The sequence below is a fragment of the Stenotrophomonas sp. Y-13 genome (assembly GCF_046267925.1).
Taxonomy (GTDB): Bacteria; Pseudomonadota; Gammaproteobacteria; order Xanthomonadales; family Xanthomonadaceae; genus Stenotrophomonas; species Stenotrophomonas acidaminiphila_A.
In genome coordinates this window covers 3,298,916-3,321,005 of record NZ_CP176501.1, presented here as the reverse complement: position 1 = coordinate 3,321,005, position 22,090 = coordinate 3,298,916, and the positions used below count along the sequence as shown (strand labels likewise).

Here is a 22,090-nt window from a genome sequence, read left to right as displayed (position 1 = left end):
TGTTGCGATCAGAAGATCCGTCGTGGACGACCGAGAACTGCTGGCCAAGCTGGGCCAGGGCGCCTTTTCCGGCGACGCCCTGGCGCGTGAACTGGGCCAGACCCGCGCCGCCGTCTGGAAGCGTATCCAAGGGCTGCGGGCGGCCGGCGTGGCCATCGACGGCCGTGCCGGCGACGGCTACCGGCTGGCGCAGCCGCTGGAACTGCTGGACCGCGCTCGCATCCTGGAACACCTGGCCCCCGCGGTGGCGGGCTCGGTCGCGGCGCTGGATATCGCCTGGACGGTGGGGTCGACCAACAGCGAATTGCTGCGGCGCAGCGCGCCTTTGCGCGGGGTCAAGGTGCTGCTGGCCGAGCGCCAGACCGGTGGCCGCGGCCGCCGCGGCCGGCACTGGGCATCGCCGCTGGCCGCCAACATCTACCTGTCGGTGTCGCGGGCGTTCGCCGGCGGCCTGTCGCGCATGGGCGGGCTCAGCCTGGCCGCGGGCGTGGCGGTGGGTGAAGCGCTGCATGCGCTGGGCTTCGCCGCGGCCGGGCTGAAATGGCCCAACGACGTACTGGTCGACGGTCGCAAGTTGGGCGGCCTGCTGGTGGAGGGCGGCGGCGAGTTCGCCGGCCCGGCGCGCGCGGTGATCGGGCTTGGCCTGAACGTGCGCATGCCCGGCGCCAGCGCCGCCGACATCACCCAGCCCTGGGCCGATCTGGATACCCTGGCCGGCGCGCCGGTGTCGCGCAACCAGGTGGTCGCGGCAGTGCTGTCGCAGCTGCTGCCGGCGCTCGACCTGTTCGAACAGCAGGGGCTGGCGCCATTCCTGCCACGCTACGCGGCGATGGACGTGCTGGCCGGGCGCGCGGTGCGCGTGGAGGAAGCGGGCACCCTGCACGAGGGCATCGCCCATGGCCTGGCCGAGGACGGCGCGCTGCGCTTGGCCATCGACGGCGGCGAACGCCATTTCCATGCCGGCGAAGTCAGCGTGAGGGCGCAATGAGCGACTGGTTGTTCGACCTGGGCAATTCCCGCTTCAAGTTCGCACCGCTCGACGGTGCCGTCGCCGGCAGCGTGCAGGCATGGGCGCATGGCGCCGAAGCGATGACCGCGGCCGCGCTGGAGGCGCTGCCGCGCGGCCACACCGCCTGGGTGGCCAGCGTCGCGGCGCCGGCACTGACCGCGACGGTCATGGAGCTGCTGCGGGCCCGCTTCGCACACGTGCAGGTGGCGCGGACGCTGCCGGCATGCGCGGGCGTCACCATCGCCTATGCGCGCCCGGAAAAGCTCGGCGTGGATCGTTTCCTCGCCCTGCTCGCCGCGGCCGCCACGCGACGGCCGGTGCTGGTGGTGGGCGTGGGCACGGCGCTGACGATCGACTTGATGGATGCCGACGGTCGCCATCTGGGTGGCCGCATCGGCGCCTCGCCCACGGTCATGCGCGAGGCCCTGCATGCGCGCGCGACACAGCTGCCGGCCAGCGGCGGCGACTACGCGGAGTTCGCCAATGACACCGCCGACGCGCTGGCGTCCGGGTGCGACGGCGCGGCGGTGGCACTGGTCGAGCGCAGCCTGCGGCATGGCGCCGACCTGCTCGGGACCGCGCCGTCCCTGCTGGTGCATGGCGGCGGCGCCCTCCCGCTGCTGCCGTTGCTGCCCGACGCCGAGTACCGGCCCGCCCTGGTGCTGGACGGGCTGGCCCGCTGGGCCGTGCACCAGGCGACGCCGGAGCGCTAGGATCGCGCCATGCTGATTCGCTTCCTGATCGTCGCACTGGCCATCCTCAACCTCGGCGTGGCGCTGTGGTGGATGACGCCGCGGCCGGCACCGGCCACAGCGCCCGACGTCCGCGAAACCGGCGTCGCGACGCTGGAACTGGTACCCATGGACGCCGTGGGCGCCGGCGCGCCGGCCGTACCTGCGCCGACCGGTGCTGCCGCAACGGCTGCTGCTGCAACGCCGGCGCCTACCCCGGCCACGGCGCCGGATGCGGCCAGGGCTGCGGCTACCGCCGCCGCTACGCCAGCCGCTGCCGTGTCCGCGCCGCAGCCGTCGCCGCAGCAGCAGTGCGCGAGTTTCGGGCCCTTCCCGAGCCGGGAACAGGCGCAGGCGGCGCAGGCCGCGCTGCGCGCGGACCTGTCCCGCTCGCAGCTGCGCGAAGTGCAGCCCAAAGCGGCCAGCTACCGCGTGCTCACCGCCCCGGCCGCCAGCCGCGAGGAGGCGCAGGCCATGGCCCGGCGCATCGTCGAAGCCGGCTTCAGCGATTACTTCATCATCGCCCAGGGCGAAGACGCCAACGCGGTGGCGCTGGGCCAATACCGCAACCGTGAAGGCGCCGAACGTCGTCTCGCCACCCTGGTGGCGGCGGGCTTCCCGGTGCGGATCGTCGGCAACGGGGTCGAGGCCGACGCCAGCTGGTGGCTGGACGTGGCCCATGCCGACACCGCCAGCGCGGCGGATCTGCACAAGCGCAGCGGCGCGGCGCAGCGGCAGGCGCTGGAGTGCGCGCGCCTGCGCTAGAATGCCGCCCGGGCGCACCGCGGGTGCGCCGCGTGGACCCTTGCCGCTTTAGCTCAGTCGGTAGAGCAACTGTCTTGTAAACAGTAGGTCATCCGTTCGATTCGGATAAGCGGCACCATCACTCGCTCCGCTGGCGTCCACAAGCGTCCTGCAGGCACAATCAACCCGCTGATATAGCGGGTTTTTTTGTGCCTGTGCGTCCCTGGGGGTCCATCACCATCCACGTCGGATCGGGGTACAACTGGGGGTACAAGAGGCAACATCGACTGTCTAACTGGAGGATGTACCCCTAATGGCTCGTAAGTCCTTGACAGACATGGCTGCTCGGAATGCCAAAGGAAAGGAAAAGTCCTACAAGTTGTCTGCGGGGTCTGGTCTCTATCTGCTCGTGATGCCCAATGGCTCCAGGTACTGGAGGATGAAGTACAGCTTCGCCGGTAAGGAGAAGCTGCTGAGCATCGGTGTCTATCCTGAGATCACCCTCAAGGAGGCGGTTGAGCAGCGCGCCGCATGGCCCTCTCGGCACATATGTCGACGGCATACGAGTGCGCTGGGTCGGTGCCGCAAAGCGTCTTGAATCAGCGCATTGGTTTTCAGACAGGCTTGCGAATCCCAGTTGCGATGAGGGTCATCAGCAGCAGCTGACTATGGTGGTGATCCTTGTGCCGTAGCGTCCTGATGACAACGCTCTGCTGACCCACGAAGACTGGCAGCTGTTTGGCCTGGCGCGCGAAGACGTGCTGGAGGAAATCAAACGACTCTCGCTGAAGGGGTTGCTCATCGTCCAGGCTGCTGGCGACGTGATCCGCATCAGTTGGAAACAACAAGACATGGAGGCGCTCTGCGATGTCCTCACTCAAAGCTGATTTCGACGAACTGCGCGAGCGCATCCGCCACGGGCGTGAGCTCGGTCATGCGAGCTTCGAGCCGATTTACTACCTCGTCTTCCCACCAGAGCAAATCCTCGAGGTGAAGCGGCAAACGCCCGCCTGGGTGGCCAAACTGCACCAAGAAGGCTGGGACGTGCACACGTTCTCCATCGCCGAACAGATCTGGGCGCTCCTCAAAGACGACCCGTTCTGGTCGCTCTGCGTGATGGAGGACAAGTCCGCTCCGCTGGATTGGCCGCGTACCAACAAGGCGCTGGCGGACATTCTGACGGCGGATAACGGCCTGTTGAAGCGACTTGAGGATGCCCTGCAGCCGCTCGAGGGCCAGCAGAACGCGCTGCTCTTGGTAACGGACCTTGAGGCACTGCATCCGTTTATGCGCATCGGCGCCATCGAAAGCCAGCTCCAGGGCAAGTTTCATGTGCCGACGATTTTTCTGTACCCCGGCGTGCGAACCGGCAAGCTGTTCGATGCCCATGGTCAGGCCCTGCGGCACAACACCAAGCTGCAAGACGCTAAGTACTACGACGCGGACTTCAGTAAAGAGAGTTTCACCAATCTCTACCCGTTCCTGCCGGCGCACTTTGACATCCTGCTGCACCTGCTCGGCGCGCTCGCAAAGTCCACCGGCGGCATCGGACTACGCTCTGCGATCAAGGTGATCCAGGATGTTCTGAAAGGTGAAGGCGGCTCCAAGGCAATGGCTGATCAGCCCGTGGGCTGGCTGGCCACCACGGTCACGCTTTACGACGAGCTGGAGAAGGACATTCGTCGCGCTTTCACGTCCATCCACCAGGCGGTTGGCAAGGTCCAGATTCGCTTCCCGGATTCGCAACTCCATCAGGACATTGCGAAGTCCGTCGCCGTGCTGCAGATCCTCGGTAACCTGCCGGTGTCGGTGCAGAACGTCGCGAGTTTGATGCACCCGTCCATCACTGCAGCATCGCAGCTCGATACGGTAAAGAAAGCTGTCGAAGAGATGCTGAACGACGTGCATGTGCCGCTCGGCGAAAAGGATGGCAACCTAGTGTTCCTCAGCGAGAAGCTGCGGGATATCGAGCAGGAGCGTGGTGCCATCGCACTGCGCGGGGTGGACGTGAAGCGCATTTTCAACGATGCGCTGCGCGAGTCCTTCGATCCGCTGCCTCGCGTCAGCCTCCACGGCACGATGGCCGTCGCAACGGGCCTCAAGATCCAGGCCGGCAGCGCCATCACCAGCCTGGCCGGTGATCAGAGCACCATCCAGACCGTTGTCGAGTTGGTGCCCGCCAGCGACTACGACACCGCCAAGAACCGGATGCTGGATGACTCCCGCAGCCGGGCCGGCCGGAATGTCATCGGGCTCCTGGCTCGCGCCAATTCCGAACTCGACGATCTGGCGAACGAAATCTATCGCTGTCAGCGCATCGCCGAACTGCACCGCAACGAGCCTGACCAAGAGGTCAAAGACTACTGCACCGGCCAGCTCGACCGTGCTGCCAAGCTCGCGACCCAACTGCAGAGCAAGATCAAGCAGACCCTGCAAGCGGGCTCGTTTGTTTTCCGTGGCCAGGCAACGGCGGTATCGGCACTGGATGCCGACCTGTTGGATGCCGCCAAGAAGCTGCTTTCCGACGTAGCTGACCAGGTGTTCGACCGGTACGTAGAAGCCCCAGTACGTGCCGGAACCGACACCGCCGAGAAATTCCTGAAGGTCGCCAACCCCGCTGCCATCAGCAGTGCCCTGGACCCGCTCGGCCTGGTGCAAACCGTGGCCGGTCGCGCCTCGTTCAAGACCGACCACAAGGCGATGATCAGCATCCGCGACTACATCGACAAGCGCGGTACCGTCGATGGCAAGCGCCTGCTCGACGATTTCAGCAACGATCCGTTTGGCTGGTCTCCCGATACCACGCGCTACATCGTGGCCGCCATGCTTATGGCGGGTGAAATCAAGCTCAAGGTATCCGGGCGTGAGGTCACGGCTGCAGGGCAGCAGGCGATCGACGCCCTGAAGACCAACAACTCCTTCAAACAGATCGGCGTCGCACTGCGTGACGAACGCCCGTCCATCGAAACACTCGGTCGAGCGGCAGAGCGGCTCACTGAACTGGTGGGCGACATGGTTATCCCGCTGGAGCAGGAGATCAGCAAGGCGGCGGCGAAGCACTTTCCGCGCTTCCAGCACGACTACGGCTCCTTGGCCGAAAAACTCAGCGGCCTTGGGCTGGCGGGCAGTGACCGCATCCGCACCTTGAACCAGGACATTGCCGACGTCCTGTTCACCGATGCCTCCGATGCGCCGCAGCGCCTGGGCGCCGAAACCTCCGCGATTTACGACAACCTCAAGTGGGCGCTGGAAGTGAAGCGCGTACTCGACAACGGGCTCGATGCCACCCTTCGGGATCTTCAGGCCCATCGCCGTGACATCGAGGCCTTGCCGGACACCGGCGTTCCAGGGGAGCTGCGCCGCGAACTTGCCGAAGACCTGGGAACCTTGTCAGAGCGCCTGGGTAAAGAAGACTTCTACAAACACACCGCCGATTTCAATTCGCAGCTCACCCATCTGAAGGGCCGCGTGCGCGATGCGGTCATCACGCTCTCCGATCAGCAAAAGCTGCGTTTGAAGGAAGGTGTCGAGGATCTGCAGCGCATCCCCGAGTGGGAAGAGCTCACCCAGGAGGAACGCGGCAACGCCGTGAACCGGCTGGACGGGCTCGCCCTGGCCGCCACACAGGATCTGGCCGGACTCAAGAAGTTGCTTGCCCGCGACTACGACATCAATAGCACCCTCGAAGATCTGAAGCGCTCCATCCAGCGCCAGGGGCAGGAACGCCTACGCAAGCGCATGGAGGAAGAACGAGCCAAGACCGGCGAGAAAGGTCCGGCCAAGCTCACCAAGTCGATCGCTGTGCCGGTAAAGATGACCTCGGCGGCGGACATCGACGCGCTGATTCAACAGCTTCATGAAATCAAGGCTCAACTCGCTCTGTATGCCGAGATCGAAGTGTCTCTTGTCGTGGGTGAACAGCCTGGAGCGGGTGGGAGCTAAGCATGGAGCTGACTACCGAATCCAGGCAGCACATCGAGCAAGTCGCAGGCGAGGCGCTCACCCAGCTCGACAGCATCGCTACGGCTGCAAAACGCAATCTGCACGATGGGCGAACGCTGGGCTCCGATGCATTGGCGAGCATCAATACGATGACGTCCAGTTCGGCCATGCAGAAACTGGATCAGATCAGTCAGGCCAACCGAGAGAGCTATCAGGTATTGGCGGCTGAGCCTGCGATCGCCCGTGTCGTCGTTGTGGATGAGGCAGGCGAAGAGCGCACCTATTACATCTGCCGAACCACGCCGGTTTCGGGATTCCAGAATCTGGCCAGTTACCGTGCCCCGGTCGGTCGCTTGGCCTCTTTGGCGATCGGGGCCGAGTTCACCCTGCCCAATGGCACCGTTGTCGAGGTCTTGGAGCGCACCCAACTCCGACCCGCCGCACTAGCCGATGGCTGGGATTCGCGCGACACCGTGGTGGAAGCTGAGCATTTCGGCCCACTCACCATCGAGTCGTTGCGAGCGCTACTGACTGAGGTTGCCGGAGAAGAAGCCACCGAAGACCTTCTGGGTCAACTGCTGGCCGAGGAAACCGTCAAGGCCAACATCATCGACGGCGTGCGCCGCAGCGTCATTACCAAGATGGGACTGCGCGATCAGCCTGTTCTGGATCAGTACCAGGATGAGATCTTCCGTCTTCCCCTCGACAAGCGCCTGCTGATTCTGGGCCCGCCCGGTACCGGTAAGACGACGACCCTGATCCGCCGCCTTGGCCAGAAGCTCGACACCGCCTTCCTGGAAGAAGCCGAACAACGTCTGGTTGAAATGGTGGCTACTGCCCAGGGCGTCGCGCACGCCAACAGTTGGCTGATGTTCACGCCTACCGAATTGCTCAAGCAGTACCTCAAAGAGGCCTTTGCTCGTGAAGGTGTTCCCGCCTCCGATCTGCGCATCAGAACCTGGCAAGACTACCGGCGCGAGCTGGCGCGAAATGCGTTTGGCATCCTCAGAACCGCATCGGGTGGTGGCACCTTTGTCCTGAAAGACAGCCTGCCAAGCCTGAGCGCAGAGGCGCTGGATCGCCCGATTCAGTGGTTCGACGATTTCAACACATGGCAGCGCAACGCCTACGTGCAAGAGCTGCATGAAGCGGTCAACATGCTCCGCGAAGCCAAGGTGCCAGAAGTCCAGAGCTTGGGCGAGCGGCTGAACAGCATCCTGGCGCAAGCGGGCGATGGCGCGTTGGCGTCCACCTTCGGATCGCTGGCAGCCGAGCTCCCCAAGGTACAGGCGCTCGTCGCCAGCCTGAAAGAAGCCTCTGACGGCAAGATCAAAGCTGCGCTCAACCTCCAGCTCAATCGCAATCGGGCGTTCCTGGATGAGTTGGCGCGCTTCATCGATGGCCTGCAGCAGGCCCAGACCACCGATGCCGACGAACAAGACGAGCTTGATGCCGATGAGGAAGAAGACACCACTGCACCGCGCACAGGTCGTGCAGCCGCTCTCAACGCCTACATGCAAGCGGTGCGAGCCCAAGCTAGGGGAGCCGCATCCAAGCGCGCGGTCAGCAAATCGTCTCGCAACGGCAAGATCATCGAGTGGCTGGCAGAGCGCGGCCTGACTGAGACCGATCGCGCGGAGGTGGGTGCGAGCCTATGGCTGTATGAAAGAAAGATCCGATTGTCTGTACTGTGTTTTGGTCGTCGCAGCATCCATCATCGCTGCGGTTGCTCGATGTGCTCTGTCTCCGGGCAGTGAAGACATCGACCCTTTTTAATTGATACTGCATTGGCATACGCACAAGGCCCGGCATCGTCCGGGCCTTGTGCGTTTGTGCCGTAAGAAGCGAGGAAAATACGATGCATCTGGTTGAAACAATGGCCTATGCGGGCGCTAAGCCGTGGCATGGTCTGGGCAATAAGCTTGAACAGCACCAGGCTATTGAGGTCTGGAAGCGTCAGGCAGGCATGGATTGGCAGATCGAGGACTCCGAGGTCCGTTTCATCACGGGTAGCAATGCCATCGGTGCCATCCACTCCTTCCCGGAGCAGAAGGTTCTTTATCGCTCCGATACCAGGGAGCCGCTGGCTGTCGTCTCTAAGCGGTTCAAGGTTGTCCAGCCGGGAGAGATCCTGGAGTTCTACCGTGATCTGACGCAGCACAGTGGCTTTGAACTGGAGACGGCGGGGGTGCTCAAGGGAGGCAAGAAGTTCTGGGCCATGGCTCGGACGGGCCAGAGCACTTCGCTGAAGGGGCGTGACCGGGTGGATGGCTATCTTTTGCTTGCTACTGCCTGTGACGGCACGTTGGCCACCACGGCACAGTTCACCTCGGTGCGCGTGGTGTGCAACAACACCCTGCAGATCGCTCTGGGAGACAGCAGCGGAGCCATCAAGGTCCCGCATCGTTGTCAGTTCGACCCGGATGCTGTGAAGCGCCAGTTGGGGATCACCGTCTCGACCTGGGACAGCTTCGTGGCTCGCATGAAAGCCCTCTGCGACCGTCCAGTTGACCCCGATACGGTCGATGGTCTGTTGCGACGGGTGCTTACCTACCAAGGCCAGGGCACCACCGCTGAGGTCGTCAACGAGCAGGCGCTGGCCAGTGTCCGTGCCCTGTATGAGGGCGGCGGTCGTGGCGCGTTGTTGCCTTCCAGCCGTGCAACGGCCTGGGGCGTACTCAACAGCGTCACGGAGTACGTTGACCACCATCGACGAGCTCGTAGCGATGATCACCGCCGTGATGCGGCATGGTTCGGTGCTGGAGCTCAGCTCAAGCAGCGCGCGTGGGATGAAGTTATGAAGTTGGTGGCCTGATGGACGCACTTGCTTACAACATGTCGGTATTGGGGGGCGGATCCTGCGAGGAGGAAAACAGGATCCGAATACGAGAGGACAGGGCAATTGCCAGGGCGCTGAAGATCCTAGAAAGGCGGGCTGGCGGTCCCAAAGACGTACTGGGTGGGGTGACAGAGAGTGCGCTGTTCTTTCAGCTGCATCTGGCTGGTGAGCAGCGCGAGCATTTCGAGGTTGCCTTTCTCAACACGCAGTTCCAGCTCATCGCAGTTGAGCGGCTTTTCTCAGGGACGATTGATGCAGCCGAGGTCCATCCTTGGATCGTGGTTCAGAGGGCACTTGCACACAATGCATCGGCGTTACTCATGGCTCACAACCATCCAAGCGGTAGCTTGCAGCCATCTGCATCAGATCGGGTAGTCACGGCGCGGCTGAAGGCTGCCTTGGACACCGTGGACGTGAGGCTGTTGGACCATTTCGTTGTCACCAGCCAAGAGGTGGTCTCGATGGCCTCTCAAGGCATGGTCTGACAGACCTGCAGCGAGCAGTGCTTTCGCCTCGCCCATCCAACTTGCCCACATCGATAGCTTGAAATGAAAGACCTGACCAAGGCCGCCCATCAAGGCGGCCTTTTCTATTCCGGAGATTGCCAATGAGCAAGCACACCGCGTTGCGTTTGGTTGATACGCGTTCACTGGATCGCCAGCAGTGGCTGGAGGTCCGCAATGGCGGCATCGGTAGTTCGGATGCCGCCACCGCCGTCGGGTTGAACCCCTACAAGAGCCAGCTGGAGCTGTGGCAGGAGAAGACGGGCCGCAAGCCAATGGAAGAGATCCCCCCTGGACAAGAGGATCCCCGCTACTGGGGAACCCTGCTCGAACCCATGGTTGCCACGGCCTACCAGGAGCGCACGGGGAACCGGGTACGCCGGGTCAACGCCGTTCTGCAGCATCCGACCTTCCCGCACATGCTGGCCAACCTCGATCGAGAGGTAATTGGTTCCCCGGCGGTCCAAATTCTTGAGTGCAAGACAGCAGGGGAGTTCGGCTCTCGGCTGTGGAAAGACGGGGTTCCCGAGTACGTGCAGCTGCAGGTACAGCATCAGTTGGCAGTGACGGGGAAGCAGGCAGCAGATGTGGCAGTGCTGCTGTGCGGCCAGGCGCTGAGGATCCACCGTATTGAGCGAGACGAAGAGATCATCAGCCGCCTGGTGGTATTGGAGGCCCGGTTTTGGGAGCACGTCATCAATGACATTGAGCCACCAGCCGATGGCTCGGAGTCAGCGGCCAGGGCGTTGCGGAGCTTGTACCCAGGCAAGGACACCGTTGTCGATTTCAGTCAGGACCCGGAATTGGTCGAGACCTTCAGCAACCTGGTCTCGTTCACTGAGGCAGTTGCCGAGCAGGAACAGCAGGTAGAACTGCTCAAGCAGACGCTGCAGCAAGCCATGGGGGACGCTTCCATTGCCCGGTTCGGTTCACTGGGGGAGGTGATCTACCGCCGCAGCAAGGATGGCACGTCACTGGACACCAAGCGGCTCGCAGCAGAACACCCGGAGATTGCTGCGGCCTACACGGTCGTACGTCCGGGTTCGCGCCGCTTCCGGATCAACACCACGATCAAAGAGGTCACATCATGCTGAAGGGATTGGCTATCACGCCGCCCGTGATTGGGCGTATTTCCATCGGCCGGGTAGTGGAGCGCAATGGCAAGCGGCTACCTGAGAAGGACGATCAGTTCACCCTCACCAGCCAGGTCCAGAATCGCGAGGGCTGGGTGCTGCATCCACTGGATGAGGATCTGCGGAAGGCATCGGAGGGTAACAAGCTGCGATCCATCCCGGTACGGCTGCTCTTCGACGACCCGACACTGAACCTACGGGCGGACTACTCACTGTTCAACCGAGAGAACGGAAGGCCGCTGTGCGTAGGCAACGGAGAGACCTGTCGACGTGCTGGGCCTGAAGGCGTGGAGACGTTGCCATGCCCGGGGCCGGATGCGTGCCAGTTTGCCAGTGGGGGCTGCAAAGCCTATGCCCGCTTGAATGTGGTCATTGGGGACGGGGAAGGTGATGCGATGGGCAGCTTTGTCCTGCGTACCACCTCCTACAACACCATCCGGACACTCGCAGCGCGACTGCACTACCTCAGTGCGGTGTCAGGTGGTCGGCTGTCCTGCCTGCCCTTGGAGCTGAAGCTACGAGGTAAGTCCACCACGATGAGTTACCGATCAGCGATCTACTACGTCGATCTGGTGGCTCGGAGTGGTCTGACACTGGAGCAGGCTGTCGCAGAGGCGGTGGACCGACACGCCGCAAGAGCTGCGGCGGGGATCGACCAAGCTGCACTGGATGAGGCAGCGAGACAGGGCTTCGCTAACGGAGCCTTCGAGGACCTGGACGAAGACGTGCCAGCTGTGGTCGAGGAGTTCTATCCGACAGGGCATGGCGAGGTTGCACAGGCTCCAGCGAACGGAAGTCTCAAGGACAGACTGGAAGCGCAAGCGTCACGGTTAGCGTCGTAGGTGAGCAGTACCTGTTCGGACTTGTATCAGGTACGAGCAAGAGGCAGTTCAGGTCCTGCGCGGACAGATGATGGAACGGACCAATTTGTGTGCGCAGATGACGAGATATGCCAGGGAGCGAAAGCTCCCTGGCATGTAAGCGATTGATTTTTATTTGACTTTGTCGGTTTTGAGCGTGCATGGAAAAAACCTGGATTTTTTTTCCCTGTACCCGCAACAGCAGCATATCGACACTGATCACGTCGGAGGCCAATCCCCTTCGATAGGAAACCGGCCGGATTCCTTCCTGAAACGTCCAACACAACGAAGGAATCAACAAATGAAGCACATGACGTCCAGTCTGCGCCAGGGCGTAGACAAAAGCATGCCTTTGGCTGAGGAGAACAACACTGGCTGGAAAGCAGGGTGGCCGGATAGCCCGACGCTCCGCTTGAAGGAGCTGATCACGCTGCTCCGCGTCAGCAGGAGCAAGGCATACGAGCTGATGAAGTCCGATCCGGGCTTCCCGAAGGGCATTCCGCTCTATGACAGTGAACTGTCTCCGAAGTTCTACTGGACGCATGAAGCCATGGCATGGGCTGAAGGCCGTGCAGTGAAGTTTCGTCGTGCGAAGGAGGAGAAGTGATGATGGCTAATTTTGCAATCCACTCTTCGCCGCTTGACGCGCTCACGCACGCTTTGAGTGAACAGTCGACCAAGGGGAAGGGCAGGCTGGAGCAGGACTTCAGGCAGGCCTATCCGATCCTGGAACAGCACATCGCAAAGAAGATGCGCAAGAAGATCCTGGTAGATCAGTTCAATGCTGCGTACAAGCATGAGCTGAACCTGATTCAGTTCCGAAAGCTGCTCAATGAGGAGCGTGCTCGTCGCCATGCGGAGGGCGATGCTGCTCGGTGCCAGAGCTGTGGCCATCTGTTGGTCGAGGCTGAAGAGCAGACCGCGTTTGGCACGGCAGAGGAGGATGCATGATGACTACCCATTGGCAGCGTTATGCCCCCAAATATCCCCTGGAAAGCTTCCATCACATTGCGCGTGAGGCTGGTCTTGAGCTCTTCCGCAACGTGCAGGTTGCGGAGCTGTTGTTGAAGTACAAGGAGCTTTCAGCCTCGGGCGCCGTTGTTCGTGAAGTGGTGTCCTTCTCCATCGATGCCAGGGCACGCTGGGTAGAGTTGGCATCAGAAACTGAGTCTTTGCTGCGCGACGGGGAGTACTTGAGCGATATCAATGACTTCGCGGCAAAGATCATGGAGATCGTGGCACGACTCGCTGCATCGATGCAGTACTTCAGTGGAGAGGGAGGTGACATCACCCTCGATACGATCAATCGTGCCTTCGAGATCGTTCGGTGGCATGTTGATGAGTACAAGCATCTGTTCTCACCTGCGTTCGTGGTATCGCAGGATCAGGCCGATGCTCAAGCTCTGGATCGGTATCTGCATGCAAAGTGGTGGAGAGGGATTTATTCGGATACGTGCGTTCCCAAGAACCAGGTTTTGCGCTGTGGACCTGTACGTAACCGAGCAAGGCTGAATGCAGCCATCTCCGTTCTTGAAGGCCAGGGAGCAATTCAGATCTGCAGTGGGTAGGAAAGCCGCAGGCTGCAGTCGAGGCCAGAACAGGTAGGTGTAGGGATGGCAAGCCGTCCCGGACAGGTAGAGCTATCGCAGGCAGAGTCATCATTGGTATGGCGCTCCATAGTCGTGAGTTGGAGCTAGATGTAGGCTTGTTAGTTATATTACTAACAAGTCATTTGAGGCAAGCAATTGAGGAGCAAAGTGGCCTCGACCTGGCTGGTAGGGCGGCTCCCAACTCCGCACTGATGCTCCTTTTTCAGCCGGGCGGCGAGAGGAACCCATGGGCTCTAATCATTACGTATCGTCGACTTACCCTGAGTTGTGTATGAAACTGTCCGTGTATGTACATGGGCATCCATTGCTTTTGGGGGTACAAAAAGGGGTGTTTCTGCCTCGTTTATGTGAAGAGTTCATTGACATTCAATGACTTACCCCGGTAGTTTGATTCGGATAAGCGCACCAATGCCCGGTTTCAAGGGCGTCCAGGCAATCGCCGAAACCACGTCGCGGCTGAAGTGCCGGTGTCCGCGCATACGGCCAGCGGGCGCACCCATGTTCGACGCTTGGCGGGCGATGCGTTTGCCCGCGGCGAACCGCGCGTCCGCATCTCCGGTGACTTCCGCACGGCCATCACACCATTCTCCTCAGGGCGCAGGGTCGGCTCACCACCGCCACCGCTCGGCGGCATCGTCTGCTCGTGCGACGGAACCATCGCCCGTGCGCACGGGCAATGGCATGGGATCCGTAGCGGTCCGAAGCCCCGGGCTGGCACGACGCGTCACTGCGCGCGCGACCACATGAGTGGATGCACGGCCCACTGGCCGGCACTGCGTACGACGTCTTCCAGCGGCGCGAACGCGATGGGCGTATCGTGTCCGTGTACCTGGTGGGCCGCGCGGGGTGCGCGCCCATCGCGGGGGCGACGGCGGGAGGGTCGGACGGCCCCAACCGCGGTGTCCGGCGGGGATGGCCGGCATCGTGACGCATGACCCACCGGAACAACCGTCGGTGGCGCCGGTCTGGCGCGCGCGCGGCGTCCCGGGTCGAAGGCCTTGGCAGAACCGCAACAGACACAGGAGCCGGAATCCATGAAACACGACACCTACAACCGCTGGTCGATCGGGCTGCATTGGCTGATGCTGCTGCTGTTCGTGCTGGCGTATGCCTCCATCGAACTGCGCGGAATGTTCGAGAGGGGCACCGCGGCCCGCGACCTGATGAAGAGCCTGCATTTCTCGATCGGCCTGTCGATCCTCGCGCTGGTGTGGGTGCGGCTGCTCACGCGGTTGCTGACCACCACGCCCCCGATCGTCCCGGCACCGCCGGCCTGGCAACGGTGGGCGGCCAGCTCGGTCCACGTGCTGCTCTACGTGTTCATGATCGCGCAGCCGCTGCTGGGCTGGCTGGTGCTGAGCGCCGCCGGCAAGCCGGTGCCGTTCTTCGGCCTGGTCCTGCCGCCGCTGGTGGCCGCGGACGCCACGCTGGCCGACACGCTTGAGGAGCTGCACGAGACCATCGGCACGTTCGGCTACTGGCTGATCGGCATCCATGCGTTGGCCGCGCTGGCGCACCACTACGTGCAGAAGGACAACACCCTGCGGCGCATGCTGCCTGGCGGTGGCCGCCAGGCCGATGCCGCGTCGGAGGCACCGCCCGCCTGAGGCCATGGCCTGGTGGAGCGGTGGCTGCATGGTGCCGCTCCACGCATCGTTGCCGGCCATGGCCACGTCGGCGCCCGTGCGGCGCCGGGCGTGCCGCTTTCCGTGCCGCCGATGCGCGGCCAGCGGATCCCGCTCCGCATGTGTACCCGGGATGCGCCGATACCTGCCCCGGCCGGATCGATGCGTCTGCCCGCTACGCCGCTACCGGGCGCTACGACGCCGTGACGGAAGCGCGGGTGTCAGCGGCCGTCGAGCACGGCGCCGATGGCGGCGACCAGCTCCGGATCCGCGGCCACGCCCTGCACTTCGCTGCGCGCGCGCACGCGGCCTTCCGCGTCGAGCAGCACCAGCACGCTGGTGTGGTTGATGCTGCCGTCGTCGCGGAAGCGGTAGCGCACATCCAGCAGGTTGGCGAGCGCGCGCACATCGCCCTCGGCCGGTTGCAGGAAGCGCCAGTCGTCGGGCGCGCGGTGGCGCTGCGCGATCCCGGCCAGCGCGGCGGGCGTGTCGCGCACCGGATCCAGGGTGAGCATGTCCACGTCCAGGCGCGTGCGCTGGTCCGCCGGCAGCTGCTTGTGCACGGCCTTGGCGCTCTCGATGATGAGCGGGCACATCAGGTGGCAGTTGCCGTAGAACATGGACACCAGCTGCGGGCGGCCGCGCAGCGATGCCCAGGGGACGGCCTTGCCGTGCTGGTCGGTGAGCGTGACCTGCAGGTGGTACAACGACTGCCCGGGCAGGCTGGCCGCCGGCGCGACCGGCGCGTCGGCGGCATTGAGCGCGGGCGACACGCCCAGCGCCAGGCCGAGCAGCACGAATGCGATGGGTCTGTTCATGGCTGGCTCCTTGCGCAGCGGAAACCGAGATTGCCCAGGGTGGCCCCGGGTTGAAGCGCGGACAGCAGGACGAAGCGCTTGACCACGCCGTAGTCGCCCGGGTCGTTGAAGGCCATGGCGCTGGCGCCGCAGTAGCGCAGAGCGTCGCCGTCGGCCTGGCCGCGGCGGTCGCCGCCGGCCAGCAGCGAGGCGAAATCCTCGCTCCACTCCCAGTGCGCGCCGTGCAGGGCGTGGATGCCGTGCACGTTGGCTGGTGCGCCGGCGGCGGCATCGGGCGCATGCGGCGTGCCGTCGTTGACCTGGCGCAGGCGCCAGCGGCGGTCATCGCGCGCATCAGCGCGGGTGGCATCGGCGGCGGCCGCGTACTCCCACTCGAGGAACGTCGGCAGGCGCGCCTGGTCGGCACGGCAATAGGCGTCGGCCGCGTACCAGTTCACATGGGTGACCGGTGCCCGCGGATCGAGCGCATCGCCGGGTGCATCCGGCCGCACCCAGTGGCCGAGGTAGCCGGGGCTGGAGAACACCGTTGGAACCTGGTCGCGCCGCCACTGCGGGTTGCGCGCCAGGAATGCGGCGAACTGCGCGTTGCTGACCGGGCGCGCCATCATCGAGAACGCCGCCACGTCGCGCGTGGCGGAGGTCTCCTCGAACCGCACCGAGGAACGGAACGGCCCGCCGGGAACGTTGCGGTAGCCGTCATCGGCCTCCACCGCAGCGGCCGTGGCCGATGCCAGGAGCAACACCAGGAGAAGCGTCCGTTCCATGTGCGGGGCCCTGCTTACTTGTACTGGCTGCCCTGCGGCACGCCTTCGGTGTAGTCGATGTCGTGCTGCTGGCCGGTGTAGATCTCCGGGTTCTTCTCGCCCTCGACCTTGAGGATGCCCAGCGAGCCCTTGTGGAAGGTACGGAAGATGCTGTGGTCGACCAGCACGAAGTTGCCGGGCACGTCGGCCTTGAACTCGACGATCGCCGAACCGCCGGCCGGGACCAGCGTGGTCTGCACGTTCTCCTGGTACTTCGAGCCGCCCTCGGTGTAGACCTTGTCGAAGATCTCGCCGATGACGTGGAAGCTCGACACCAGGTTCGGGCCGCCGTTGCCGACGAAGATGCGGATCTTCTCGCCGGCCTTGGCGGTCAGCGCCTTGTCGCCCTGCAGCGAATCGACCGAGCCGTTGAACACCACGTAGGTCGGGTGTTCGTCGATGGCCTTCTCCAGGCTGAAGGCCTGCAGGCCGGGGTCGCCGTGCGCGCCCTCGGTGTAGAAGTCGCCCTGCACCACGTAGAACTCCTTGTCCACCGGCTCCAGCCCTTCCTCCGGCTCGACCAGGATCAGGCCATACATGCCGTTGGCGATGTGCATGCCCACCGGCGCCATCGCGCAGTGGTAGATGTACAGGCCCGGGTTGAGCGTCTTGAACGTGAACTGGGTTTCCTTGCCCGGCAGCGTGAACGTGGCCTCGGCGCCGCCGCCCTGGCCGGTGACCGCATGCAGGTCGATGTTGTGCGAGAAGTGCGAGCTGTGGTGGTTCTTCAGCTTGAACTCCACCGTGTCGCCCTTGCGCACGCGGATGAAGCTGCCCGGCACGGTGCCGCCGAAGGTCCAGAAGTTGTAGCTCACGCCATCGGCCATGCGCATCTCCTTCTCGACCATTTCCAGGTCGACGACGACATGCGCCGGCGTCTTGCGGGTGATCGGTGGCGGCGCGAACGGCGGTGCGGTCAGCACGGCCTGGATCGTTTCCAGCGGCGCTTCGGCGACGTCTTTCCTGGCGGCGAAGGCATTGCCGGCGAAGGCGGCGGCGATGGCGCCGGCGAGTGCACAGGCGACGAACGGGTGGTGCAGGCGCTTCATGATGTTACCCCTTGAATGGCCTCTGGCCGATGGGTTCATGTTCCCGGCGCGGACCGCCCGCCAGCGTTGATCCGGATCAATCCGGACACGCTGGAATGCCTTGATTGCAGTGCAATTGCGCATGGCTTGACCCATGTCAAAAGCCCAGGTGGGCGCGTGTCCGCGCAGCACCGTGGAACGCCGCGCTCAGGGATGCCAGGTCGATGCCGTGCGCCAGCAACGGCATAGCGCCCACGCGGCGCCCAGCCAGGCCAGCAACAGCAATGCGCCGGCCAGGCGCGCCAGCCCCGGCAGCACGCAGGCCAGGGCCAGCGACAGCGACGCGGCCGCGAGCAGCCACCACACCCGTCGCTTGTGCCGCTCGTCGAACAGGCGGCCGACGCCGGGTACGCGGACACCACGCGGCAGCCGTCGGCGCAGCGCGATCCAGGCGAGGAAGCCGGTGATCTCCATCGCCATGCCCAACACCAGCGCGGGAAATCCCACCGCCACCAGCAGCGCGCCGGCCAGCAACTCGCGGCTCGGCAGCCACAGCGCCAATGCGCCGCCGCCGAGCGCCACGCTGCCCAGTGCCCAGAAGCGTCGCAGCATGCTGCCGCGGCGATGCGGCGCGCGCCGTTGCAGCGCGATCACCGTGGCGGCGAACAGCAGCAACGGCAACGTCGCCAGGGTGCGCGACCCTGCCGCGGGCAGCGTGGCGCCGAGGCCATCGGCCGCCGCGGCCAGCATCACCCCGGCAAGCAGGACCAGCCAGCCCCACCGCCATGCTGGCGCGATGCAACGCACGCCCTGCAGCATCGGCATGACCACGCCGCCCACCGCGGCCAGCAGCCCCAGCACCCAGCCCAGCAGGCCGAAGCCGGCGTGTGCGGCGGTCAGCGGCCGGGCCGGCACCAGCCATCCCAGTCGCATCGACAGCAATGCGGCGCCCAGGGCGAGCGTCGCCAGCAGCGATGCCGCGGCCAGGCCGATGCCGGTGCGTACGGTGCGCGCGCCGCTGCCGCGCGCCACCGCCACCAGTACCGCGCCAGCGGCCAGTGCCAGCGTGCCCAGCAGCAGGGGCACCGCGAGCACGCCGCACGCGGCCGAATGCGCGGCCATCGCCGGCAGCAGCAACATCACGCCCAGGTTGAACGTGGCGTGCAGCGGTGCGACGACGCGCGCCAGCGGCAGCGGACTGCCTGCGGCCACCGGCAGGAACTGCACCAGGCTGCCGAGCATCGCGTTGCCCAGCAGCCCCAAGGTGAATACATGCGCCAGCGCGAGGGTGGCCGGCGCACGCGGGGGCAGCAGCAGGTTGTCGCCCGCGAGCAGCAGCCACGCACCGGCCACTGCACCCCAGAGCAGGGACGTGGCCAGAAAGCGCAGCGGATGCGAGGGCGGTGGCGCCTGGGCGAACGCCAGGCCGCTCATGGTGACGGCGGGATATCCAGGAGGTGTCGCTCGGCGGCGTGGCAGACCACCAGGCGTGCGCCGTCGGCGAGGCCGTGCATGTCCCAGGCGAAGCCCATCTGTTCCAGCGTCGGCAGCAGCGGCGCCGGATACAGCGGGGTCAGCGCCAGCAGCCGTTGTCCCGCCGGCAGCGTGTGCAGGCAGGCGAGGATCCGCTCCATCGGTTGCGGGGCCGGCAGGCCGCGCAGGTCCAGGCAGGTCGTCGCCACCGCGCTCAACCGCCCAGCCACAGCAGCCAGCCCAGCGGATGATGCGTCCGCGCGATGCCGTAGACCTGCAGGAAGCACAGCGCCGCGGCAGCCACCAGGACCACGCGCGCGCGCGCCTCGCGTCCGCGCCGGAATGCGGCCATGCCCAGCCCCACATAGGCCACCAGGAAGACGAGCTTGGCCCACAGCCAGCCGTTGGCGAACAGCGCTGCCGGCAGCAGGGTCAGCAGCATCATCGCCGCGGTCAGCAGCACGGTGTCGATGCTGTAGCTCAGGTAGCGCACCGCGGCCAGCCGCGGCCAGCGCATGCCCGCCATCAGCGCCAACGCACGCAGCGCGAACAGCGTGCCGCTGGTCATCGCCGCGCTGATATGGACAAGCTTGATGTCCGGGTAGAACGCCAGCATCGCGCTCATCCGGGGCGCCCGTCCGCGCGCGGCGCCAGGTAGATCCGGCCGATGCGGGTGACCCATGGCGCCAGCGCCAGCAGCCAGCCCAACGCGGCAGCGGCCTGCCACGCCAGCGCGTCGGGCGCGATGTCGGCGACGATGCGCATCACCGCCACCGCCTGCAGCAACCCGAACGCGAACCACGCCACCTTCGGCATCACCAGCGGCCGCCCGGAGTGGCCTTGTGTCACCCGCGTCACCATCGCCACCAGCAGGCTGCCGAAGAAGCCGATGAACAGCGCGTGCATTGGCGCGCGGCCGAGGATGAAATCACCGCTCGCCAGGTACGTCACGCTCTGCACCAGGTACAGCGCGAAGGTCACCGGCAGCCATGCGCTGCCGACGAACAGCACCGCCAACAGGCCGGGCATGCGCCGCCGCGGCCACCAGCGCCATACTGCCCAGCCGGTCAACAGCAGCAGCGGCAAGTCGGCCAGCCACAGCCAGGCATAGCCGTGCACCAGTTCCAGTCCAAGGTGCACCAGCAGCAGTACCCAGACCGCCCCCAGCCACGGCAGCGGCCGCCATGGCTGGTAGCCGGGCACGATGTTGCCGGCGAAGAACGGGAACATGCGGTGCGCCACGGTCACGTACACCGGCAGCAGCAGGCCGATGCCACCGATCTTGATGCTGGCGAAGGCCCACGCGGGCGAGGCGCCGAGCACGAAGGCGATGAACATCGCCAACCCCAGCCAGCCCAGCAGCAGCCCGGCGAAGCATGAGCGCGCATGCCAGGTGCGGCCCTTCTCGTCGGCCAGCAGGCGGCCCAGGGTGAACAGCGCCGAGGTCCAGCCGGCCAGCGCCATCCACAGGCCCACGGTCAGCCCGGCCTGCCATCCCGCCGCGCCGAGTAGGATGGCCAGCTGCCCGCCCATCAGGCCCAGGCCCACCGGCACATAGCGCCAGCGTTCCAGCTCGGGCAGGCCCATCCAGCGCGGGAACACGGTCAGCAGGAAGCCGAAGATGAAGCTGGGCAGCACCAGGTACTGCATCACGAAGGCATGCAGCCAGCCGGCGGGGATCGCCAGCGCCGGCATCGTCCAGCCGCCCCAGCGCGCCGCTGCCAGCCACAGCGCCCACCACAGCATCGCCAGCAGCACGTTGCCGGCGCCGACGAAGAACATCAGCCGGTGCGGGGCGTGGGCGAGCCACACGGGCGAGAGGCGGGGCGGCGGCGTGGCTTCGGTTTTCATGGGGTGCAGCTTGCTACCGGGCGGTGGGCGGTGCCTTGACGTGGGTCAGGTCTGGGGCTGGTCTGGGGCCGGTCGCGGGCCGGAGGCTGGCAGCTCTTGCTCTTGCTCTTGCTCTTGCTCTTGGCTCTTGCGGTTGCGGTCGCTGTTGATCTTGCCGTTGCCCTTGGCGTTTGACTTCACCCGGCCGTAGAGCGAGCCGAGCACCGCAGCGGGACGAGGGGCGAAGAGGCGCACGTGTCTGAGCGAAGCGAGTTGTGCGCCGTCCCCCCGGCACGCGAGGAGCACAGGGGACCGGCGGGCGCAGCCCGACGGATCGCGTCCCGGCCCGTGCTTTCTCTTGGTTACTTCTCTTTGCACGAGCAAAGAGAAGTAACTCGCTCCAGCAAAGCTGGAGTGAAAGCTCTGCTCTCAAGCACCCGTTTTCATGCTTAGCCTTTGGATTTCCCGGCTATCGTCCGGGCACGGTTCGCCTGGTCGACGCTCTGGCCGGCCTTGGGGAGCCCAAGCAATGGCGGAAGCAGAATCAGGGGCTTTCGCTCCCCTTCGGGGCGCGAGCCACCTTCTTTGCTCATGCAAAGAAACGCGGCCAGAAGGGGGCACTTTTCAACAGCCGGATGGCTGGTCAACACGCCCCTGCCTCAGCGCTTTCCGTACCAGCGGCACTCCGGGTCCACTCCGCCGCCGGGATTTTTCGACGAGACCCAGCTGCGATGCAGCTGGGGCCGGGGCAGTCGCCTCACGGCGCCAGCCCGCTCACCGGGGCGAAGCAGTGCTTCGCCTGTTTCCGGTTCGCCCCTGTCTCGTCGAAACACGACGTGCTCGCCCGCTTCGCAGCCGAGTCCGGGGCAGGCGCTGTGCTGCGCTCGCCCGTCCGGCGGGGCGAAGCAGTGCTTCGCCTATTTCCGCCGAACCCATGCACGTCGCCCCTGCGGGGTCTTGTCCGTCGGCTCCGTCGCTGCGGAGGGGGACCCGGAAGTCAAAAGGGAAAAAGCAACAGCAAAATCACGGCAACGGCAACGGCAACGGCAACGGCAACGGCAACGGTAAAAGCAAAAGCAGCGGTCCGGTTGCCGTGCCAAGGCAGGAAGAGCCGCTTGCGCGGCCCTTCCCGTTGCATCGTG

At 64.9% G+C, this 22,090-nt stretch carries 23 protein-coding genes and 1 tRNA gene; 15 read left to right on the top strand and 9 right to left on the bottom strand.

Annotation, left to right across the window (positions count from 1 at the left end; all coding sequences use genetic code 11):
• The first annotated feature begins 22 nt into the window (after positions 1 to 22).
• The 5 genes from birA to ACJ7VY_RS15060 all read left to right on the top strand — a co-directional run bounded on the left by birA (position 23) and on the right by ACJ7VY_RS15060 (position 3,082).
• Entirely contained in the window at positions 23 to 988 is a 966-nt protein-coding gene (gene birA, locus ACJ7VY_RS15080; RefSeq protein WP_409475962.1) for a bifunctional biotin--[acetyl-CoA-carboxylase] ligase/biotin operon repressor BirA, read from the top strand.
• Positions 985 to 1,722, top strand: coding sequence for a type III pantothenate kinase (locus ACJ7VY_RS15075; RefSeq protein ID WP_409475961.1), 738 nt, complete (start codon positions 985 to 987; stop codon positions 1,720 to 1,722). Before birA ends, ACJ7VY_RS15075 begins: the two co-directional genes overlap by 4 nt.
• A 9-nt stretch (positions 1,723 to 1,731) precedes the next feature.
• Positions 1,732 to 2,505 carry an SPOR domain-containing protein gene (locus ACJ7VY_RS15070; RefSeq protein ID WP_240212455.1) on the top strand — a complete coding sequence of 258 codons (774 nt, stop codon included), beginning with the start codon at positions 1,732 to 1,734 and terminating at the stop codon, positions 2,503 to 2,505.
• Between the two features lie 42 nt (positions 2,506 to 2,547).
• A tRNA-Thr gene (locus ACJ7VY_RS15065) sits at positions 2,548 to 2,623 on the top strand.
• A gap of 174 nt (positions 2,624 to 2,797) precedes the next feature.
• Entirely contained in the window at positions 2,798 to 3,082 is a 285-nt protein-coding gene (locus ACJ7VY_RS15060) for an Arm DNA-binding domain-containing protein (RefSeq protein ID WP_409475960.1), read from the top strand.
• Positions 3,083 to 3,098: 16 nt separating this feature from the next.
• Here ACJ7VY_RS15060 and ACJ7VY_RS15055 read toward each other — a convergent pair whose 3' ends face one another.
• On the bottom strand, positions 3,099 to 3,365 hold the full coding sequence (locus tag ACJ7VY_RS15055) for a hypothetical protein (protein WP_409475959.1): 267 nt from the start codon (positions 3,363 to 3,365) through the stop codon (positions 3,099 to 3,101).
• Here ACJ7VY_RS15055 and brxC point away from each other — a divergent pair.
• The 10 genes from brxC to ACJ7VY_RS15005 all read left to right on the top strand — a co-directional run bounded on the left by brxC (position 3,352) and on the right by ACJ7VY_RS15005 (position 14,978).
• The gene (gene brxC / locus ACJ7VY_RS15050; RefSeq protein WP_409475958.1) at positions 3,352 to 6,426 is read left to right on the top strand and encodes a BREX system P-loop protein BrxC; all 3,075 of its coding nucleotides are present in this window, start codon (positions 3,352 to 3,354) and stop codon (positions 6,424 to 6,426) included. The two genes, ACJ7VY_RS15055 and brxC, sit on opposite strands and share 14 nt — an antisense overlap.
• 2 nt (positions 6,427 to 6,428) lie before the next feature.
• Positions 6,429 to 8,183, top strand: a complete 1,755-nt coding sequence (locus ACJ7VY_RS15045) for a hypothetical protein (RefSeq protein WP_409475957.1) — start codon at positions 6,429 to 6,431, stop codon at positions 8,181 to 8,183.
• A 101-nt stretch (positions 8,184 to 8,284) separates the two neighbouring features.
• Complete coding sequence (locus tag ACJ7VY_RS15040; protein ID WP_409475956.1) at positions 8,285 to 9,241, top strand: DUF932 domain-containing protein; 957 nt, start codon at positions 8,285 to 8,287, stop codon at positions 9,239 to 9,241.
• Entirely contained in the window at positions 9,241 to 9,750 is a 510-nt protein-coding gene (locus tag ACJ7VY_RS15035) for a RadC family protein (RefSeq protein WP_409475955.1), read from the top strand. The genes ACJ7VY_RS15040 and ACJ7VY_RS15035 overlap by 1 nt, the downstream gene beginning before the upstream one ends.
• A gap of 122 nt (positions 9,751 to 9,872) precedes the next feature.
• On the top strand, positions 9,873 to 10,862 hold the full coding sequence (locus ACJ7VY_RS15030; protein ID WP_253133812.1) for a YqaJ viral recombinase family protein: 990 nt from the start codon (positions 9,873 to 9,875) through the stop codon (positions 10,860 to 10,862).
• Complete coding sequence (locus ACJ7VY_RS15025) at positions 10,856 to 11,743, top strand: hydrolase or metal-binding protein (RefSeq protein WP_409475954.1); 888 nt, start codon at positions 10,856 to 10,858, stop codon at positions 11,741 to 11,743. The genes ACJ7VY_RS15030 and ACJ7VY_RS15025 overlap by 7 nt, the downstream gene beginning before the upstream one ends.
• 319 nt (positions 11,744 to 12,062) lie before the next feature.
• Positions 12,063 to 12,368, top strand: coding sequence for an AlpA family phage regulatory protein (locus ACJ7VY_RS15020; protein ID WP_235641857.1), 306 nt, complete (start codon positions 12,063 to 12,065; stop codon positions 12,366 to 12,368).
• On the top strand, positions 12,368 to 12,712 hold the full coding sequence (locus tag ACJ7VY_RS15015; protein ID WP_235641856.1) for a hypothetical protein: 345 nt from the start codon (positions 12,368 to 12,370) through the stop codon (positions 12,710 to 12,712). The genes ACJ7VY_RS15020 and ACJ7VY_RS15015 overlap by 1 nt, the downstream gene beginning before the upstream one ends.
• Positions 12,709 to 13,329 (top strand): DUF3987 domain-containing protein, encoded by a 621-nt coding sequence (locus tag ACJ7VY_RS15010; protein ID WP_409475953.1) that lies wholly within the window; start codon positions 12,709 to 12,711, stop codon positions 13,327 to 13,329. The genes ACJ7VY_RS15015 and ACJ7VY_RS15010 overlap by 4 nt, the downstream gene beginning before the upstream one ends.
• Positions 13,330 to 14,405: 1,076 nt before the next feature.
• Positions 14,406 to 14,978 (top strand): cytochrome b, encoded by a 573-nt coding sequence (locus tag ACJ7VY_RS15005; protein ID WP_240212454.1) that lies wholly within the window; start codon positions 14,406 to 14,408, stop codon positions 14,976 to 14,978.
• A 239-nt stretch (positions 14,979 to 15,217) separates the two neighbouring features.
• On the opposite strand, the gene ACJ7VY_RS15000 is transcribed toward ACJ7VY_RS15005, so the two are convergent.
• The 8 genes from ACJ7VY_RS15000 to ACJ7VY_RS14965 all read right to left on the bottom strand — a co-directional run bounded on the left by ACJ7VY_RS15000 (position 15,218) and on the right by ACJ7VY_RS14965 (position 22,086).
• Positions 15,218 to 15,814 (bottom strand): SCO family protein, encoded by a 597-nt coding sequence (locus ACJ7VY_RS15000; protein ID WP_240212453.1) that lies wholly within the window; start codon positions 15,812 to 15,814, stop codon positions 15,218 to 15,220.
• On the bottom strand, positions 15,811 to 16,578 hold the full coding sequence (locus tag ACJ7VY_RS14995) for an SUMF1/EgtB/PvdO family nonheme iron enzyme (RefSeq protein WP_409475952.1): 768 nt from the start codon (positions 16,576 to 16,578) through the stop codon (positions 15,811 to 15,813). Before ACJ7VY_RS14995 ends, ACJ7VY_RS15000 begins: the two co-directional genes overlap by 4 nt.
• A 14-nt stretch (positions 16,579 to 16,592) precedes the next feature.
• Entirely contained in the window at positions 16,593 to 17,666 is a 1,074-nt protein-coding gene (gene nirK / locus ACJ7VY_RS14990; protein ID WP_161614847.1) for a copper-containing nitrite reductase, read from the bottom strand.
• 186 nt (positions 17,667 to 17,852) lie between these two features.
• Positions 17,853 to 19,079: a hypothetical protein gene (locus tag ACJ7VY_RS14985; protein WP_409475951.1), complete on the bottom strand. Its 1,227-nt coding sequence runs from the start codon at positions 19,077 to 19,079 to the stop codon at positions 17,853 to 17,855.
• Complete coding sequence (locus tag ACJ7VY_RS14980; RefSeq protein ID WP_409475950.1) at positions 19,076 to 19,327, bottom strand: DUF2249 domain-containing protein; 252 nt, start codon at positions 19,325 to 19,327, stop codon at positions 19,076 to 19,078. The genes ACJ7VY_RS14985 and ACJ7VY_RS14980 overlap by 4 nt, the downstream gene beginning before the upstream one ends.
• Positions 19,328 to 19,332: 5 nt before the next feature.
• Entirely contained in the window at positions 19,333 to 19,743 is a 411-nt protein-coding gene (locus ACJ7VY_RS14975; RefSeq protein ID WP_409475949.1) for a SirB2 family protein, read from the bottom strand.
• A complete protein-coding gene (locus ACJ7VY_RS14970) occupies positions 19,740 to 20,969 on the bottom strand; it encodes an NnrS family protein (protein ID WP_409475948.1) in 1,230 nt (409 codons plus the stop codon). Before ACJ7VY_RS14970 ends, ACJ7VY_RS14975 begins: the two co-directional genes overlap by 4 nt.
• 976 nt (positions 20,970 to 21,945) lie before the next feature.
• A complete protein-coding gene (locus ACJ7VY_RS14965) occupies positions 21,946 to 22,086 on the bottom strand; it encodes a hypothetical protein (RefSeq protein ID WP_409475947.1) in 141 nt (46 codons plus the stop codon).
• Between the last annotated feature and the right edge of the window lie 4 nt (positions 22,087 to 22,090).

Coding starts and splice junctions, on each gene's coding strand:
- ACJ7VY_RS15075 (WP_409475961.1), top strand. CDS start 985: ATGAGCGACTGGTTGTTCGACCTGGGCAATTCCCGCTTCAAGTTCGCA.
- ACJ7VY_RS15070 (WP_240212455.1), top strand. CDS start 1,732: ATGCTGATTCGCTTCCTGATCGTCGCACTGGCCATCCTCAACCTCGGC.
- ACJ7VY_RS15060 (WP_409475960.1), top strand. CDS start 2,798: ATGGCTCGTAAGTCCTTGACAGACATGGCTGCTCGGAATGCCAAAGGA.
- brxC (WP_409475958.1), top strand. CDS start 3,352: ATGTCCTCACTCAAAGCTGATTTCGACGAACTGCGCGAGCGCATCCGC.
- ACJ7VY_RS15045 (WP_409475957.1), top strand. CDS start 6,429: ATGGAGCTGACTACCGAATCCAGGCAGCACATCGAGCAAGTCGCAGGC.
- ACJ7VY_RS15040 (WP_409475956.1), top strand. CDS start 8,285: ATGCATCTGGTTGAAACAATGGCCTATGCGGGCGCTAAGCCGTGGCAT.
- ACJ7VY_RS15035 (WP_409475955.1), top strand. CDS start 9,241: ATGGACGCACTTGCTTACAACATGTCGGTATTGGGGGGCGGATCCTGC.
- ACJ7VY_RS15030 (WP_253133812.1), top strand. CDS start 9,873: ATGAGCAAGCACACCGCGTTGCGTTTGGTTGATACGCGTTCACTGGAT.
- ACJ7VY_RS15025 (WP_409475954.1), top strand. CDS start 10,856: ATGCTGAAGGGATTGGCTATCACGCCGCCCGTGATTGGGCGTATTTCC.
- ACJ7VY_RS15020 (WP_235641857.1), top strand. CDS start 12,063: ATGAAGCACATGACGTCCAGTCTGCGCCAGGGCGTAGACAAAAGCATG.
- ACJ7VY_RS15015 (WP_235641856.1), top strand. CDS start 12,368: ATGATGGCTAATTTTGCAATCCACTCTTCGCCGCTTGACGCGCTCACG.
- ACJ7VY_RS15010 (WP_409475953.1), top strand. CDS start 12,709: ATGATGACTACCCATTGGCAGCGTTATGCCCCCAAATATCCCCTGGAA.
- ACJ7VY_RS15005 (WP_240212454.1), top strand. CDS start 14,406: ATGAAACACGACACCTACAACCGCTGGTCGATCGGGCTGCATTGGCTG.
- ACJ7VY_RS15000 (WP_240212453.1), bottom strand. CDS start 15,814: ATGAACAGACCCATCGCATTCGTGCTGCTCGGCCTGGCGCTGGGCGTG.
- ACJ7VY_RS14995 (WP_409475952.1), bottom strand. CDS start 16,578: ATGGAACGGACGCTTCTCCTGGTGTTGCTCCTGGCATCGGCCACGGCC.
- nirK (WP_161614847.1), bottom strand. CDS start 17,666: ATGAAGCGCCTGCACCACCCGTTCGTCGCCTGTGCACTCGCCGGCGCC.
- ACJ7VY_RS14985 (WP_409475951.1), bottom strand. CDS start 19,079: ATGAGCGGCCTGGCGTTCGCCCAGGCGCCACCGCCCTCGCATCCGCTG.
- ACJ7VY_RS14975 (WP_409475949.1), bottom strand. CDS start 19,743: ATGAGCGCGATGCTGGCGTTCTACCCGGACATCAAGCTTGTCCATATC.
- ACJ7VY_RS14970 (WP_409475948.1), bottom strand. CDS start 20,969: ATGAAAACCGAAGCCACGCCGCCGCCCCGCCTCTCGCCCGTGTGGCTC.
- ACJ7VY_RS14965 (WP_409475947.1), bottom strand. CDS start 22,086: ATGCAACGGGAAGGGCCGCGCAAGCGGCTCTTCCTGCCTTGGCACGGC.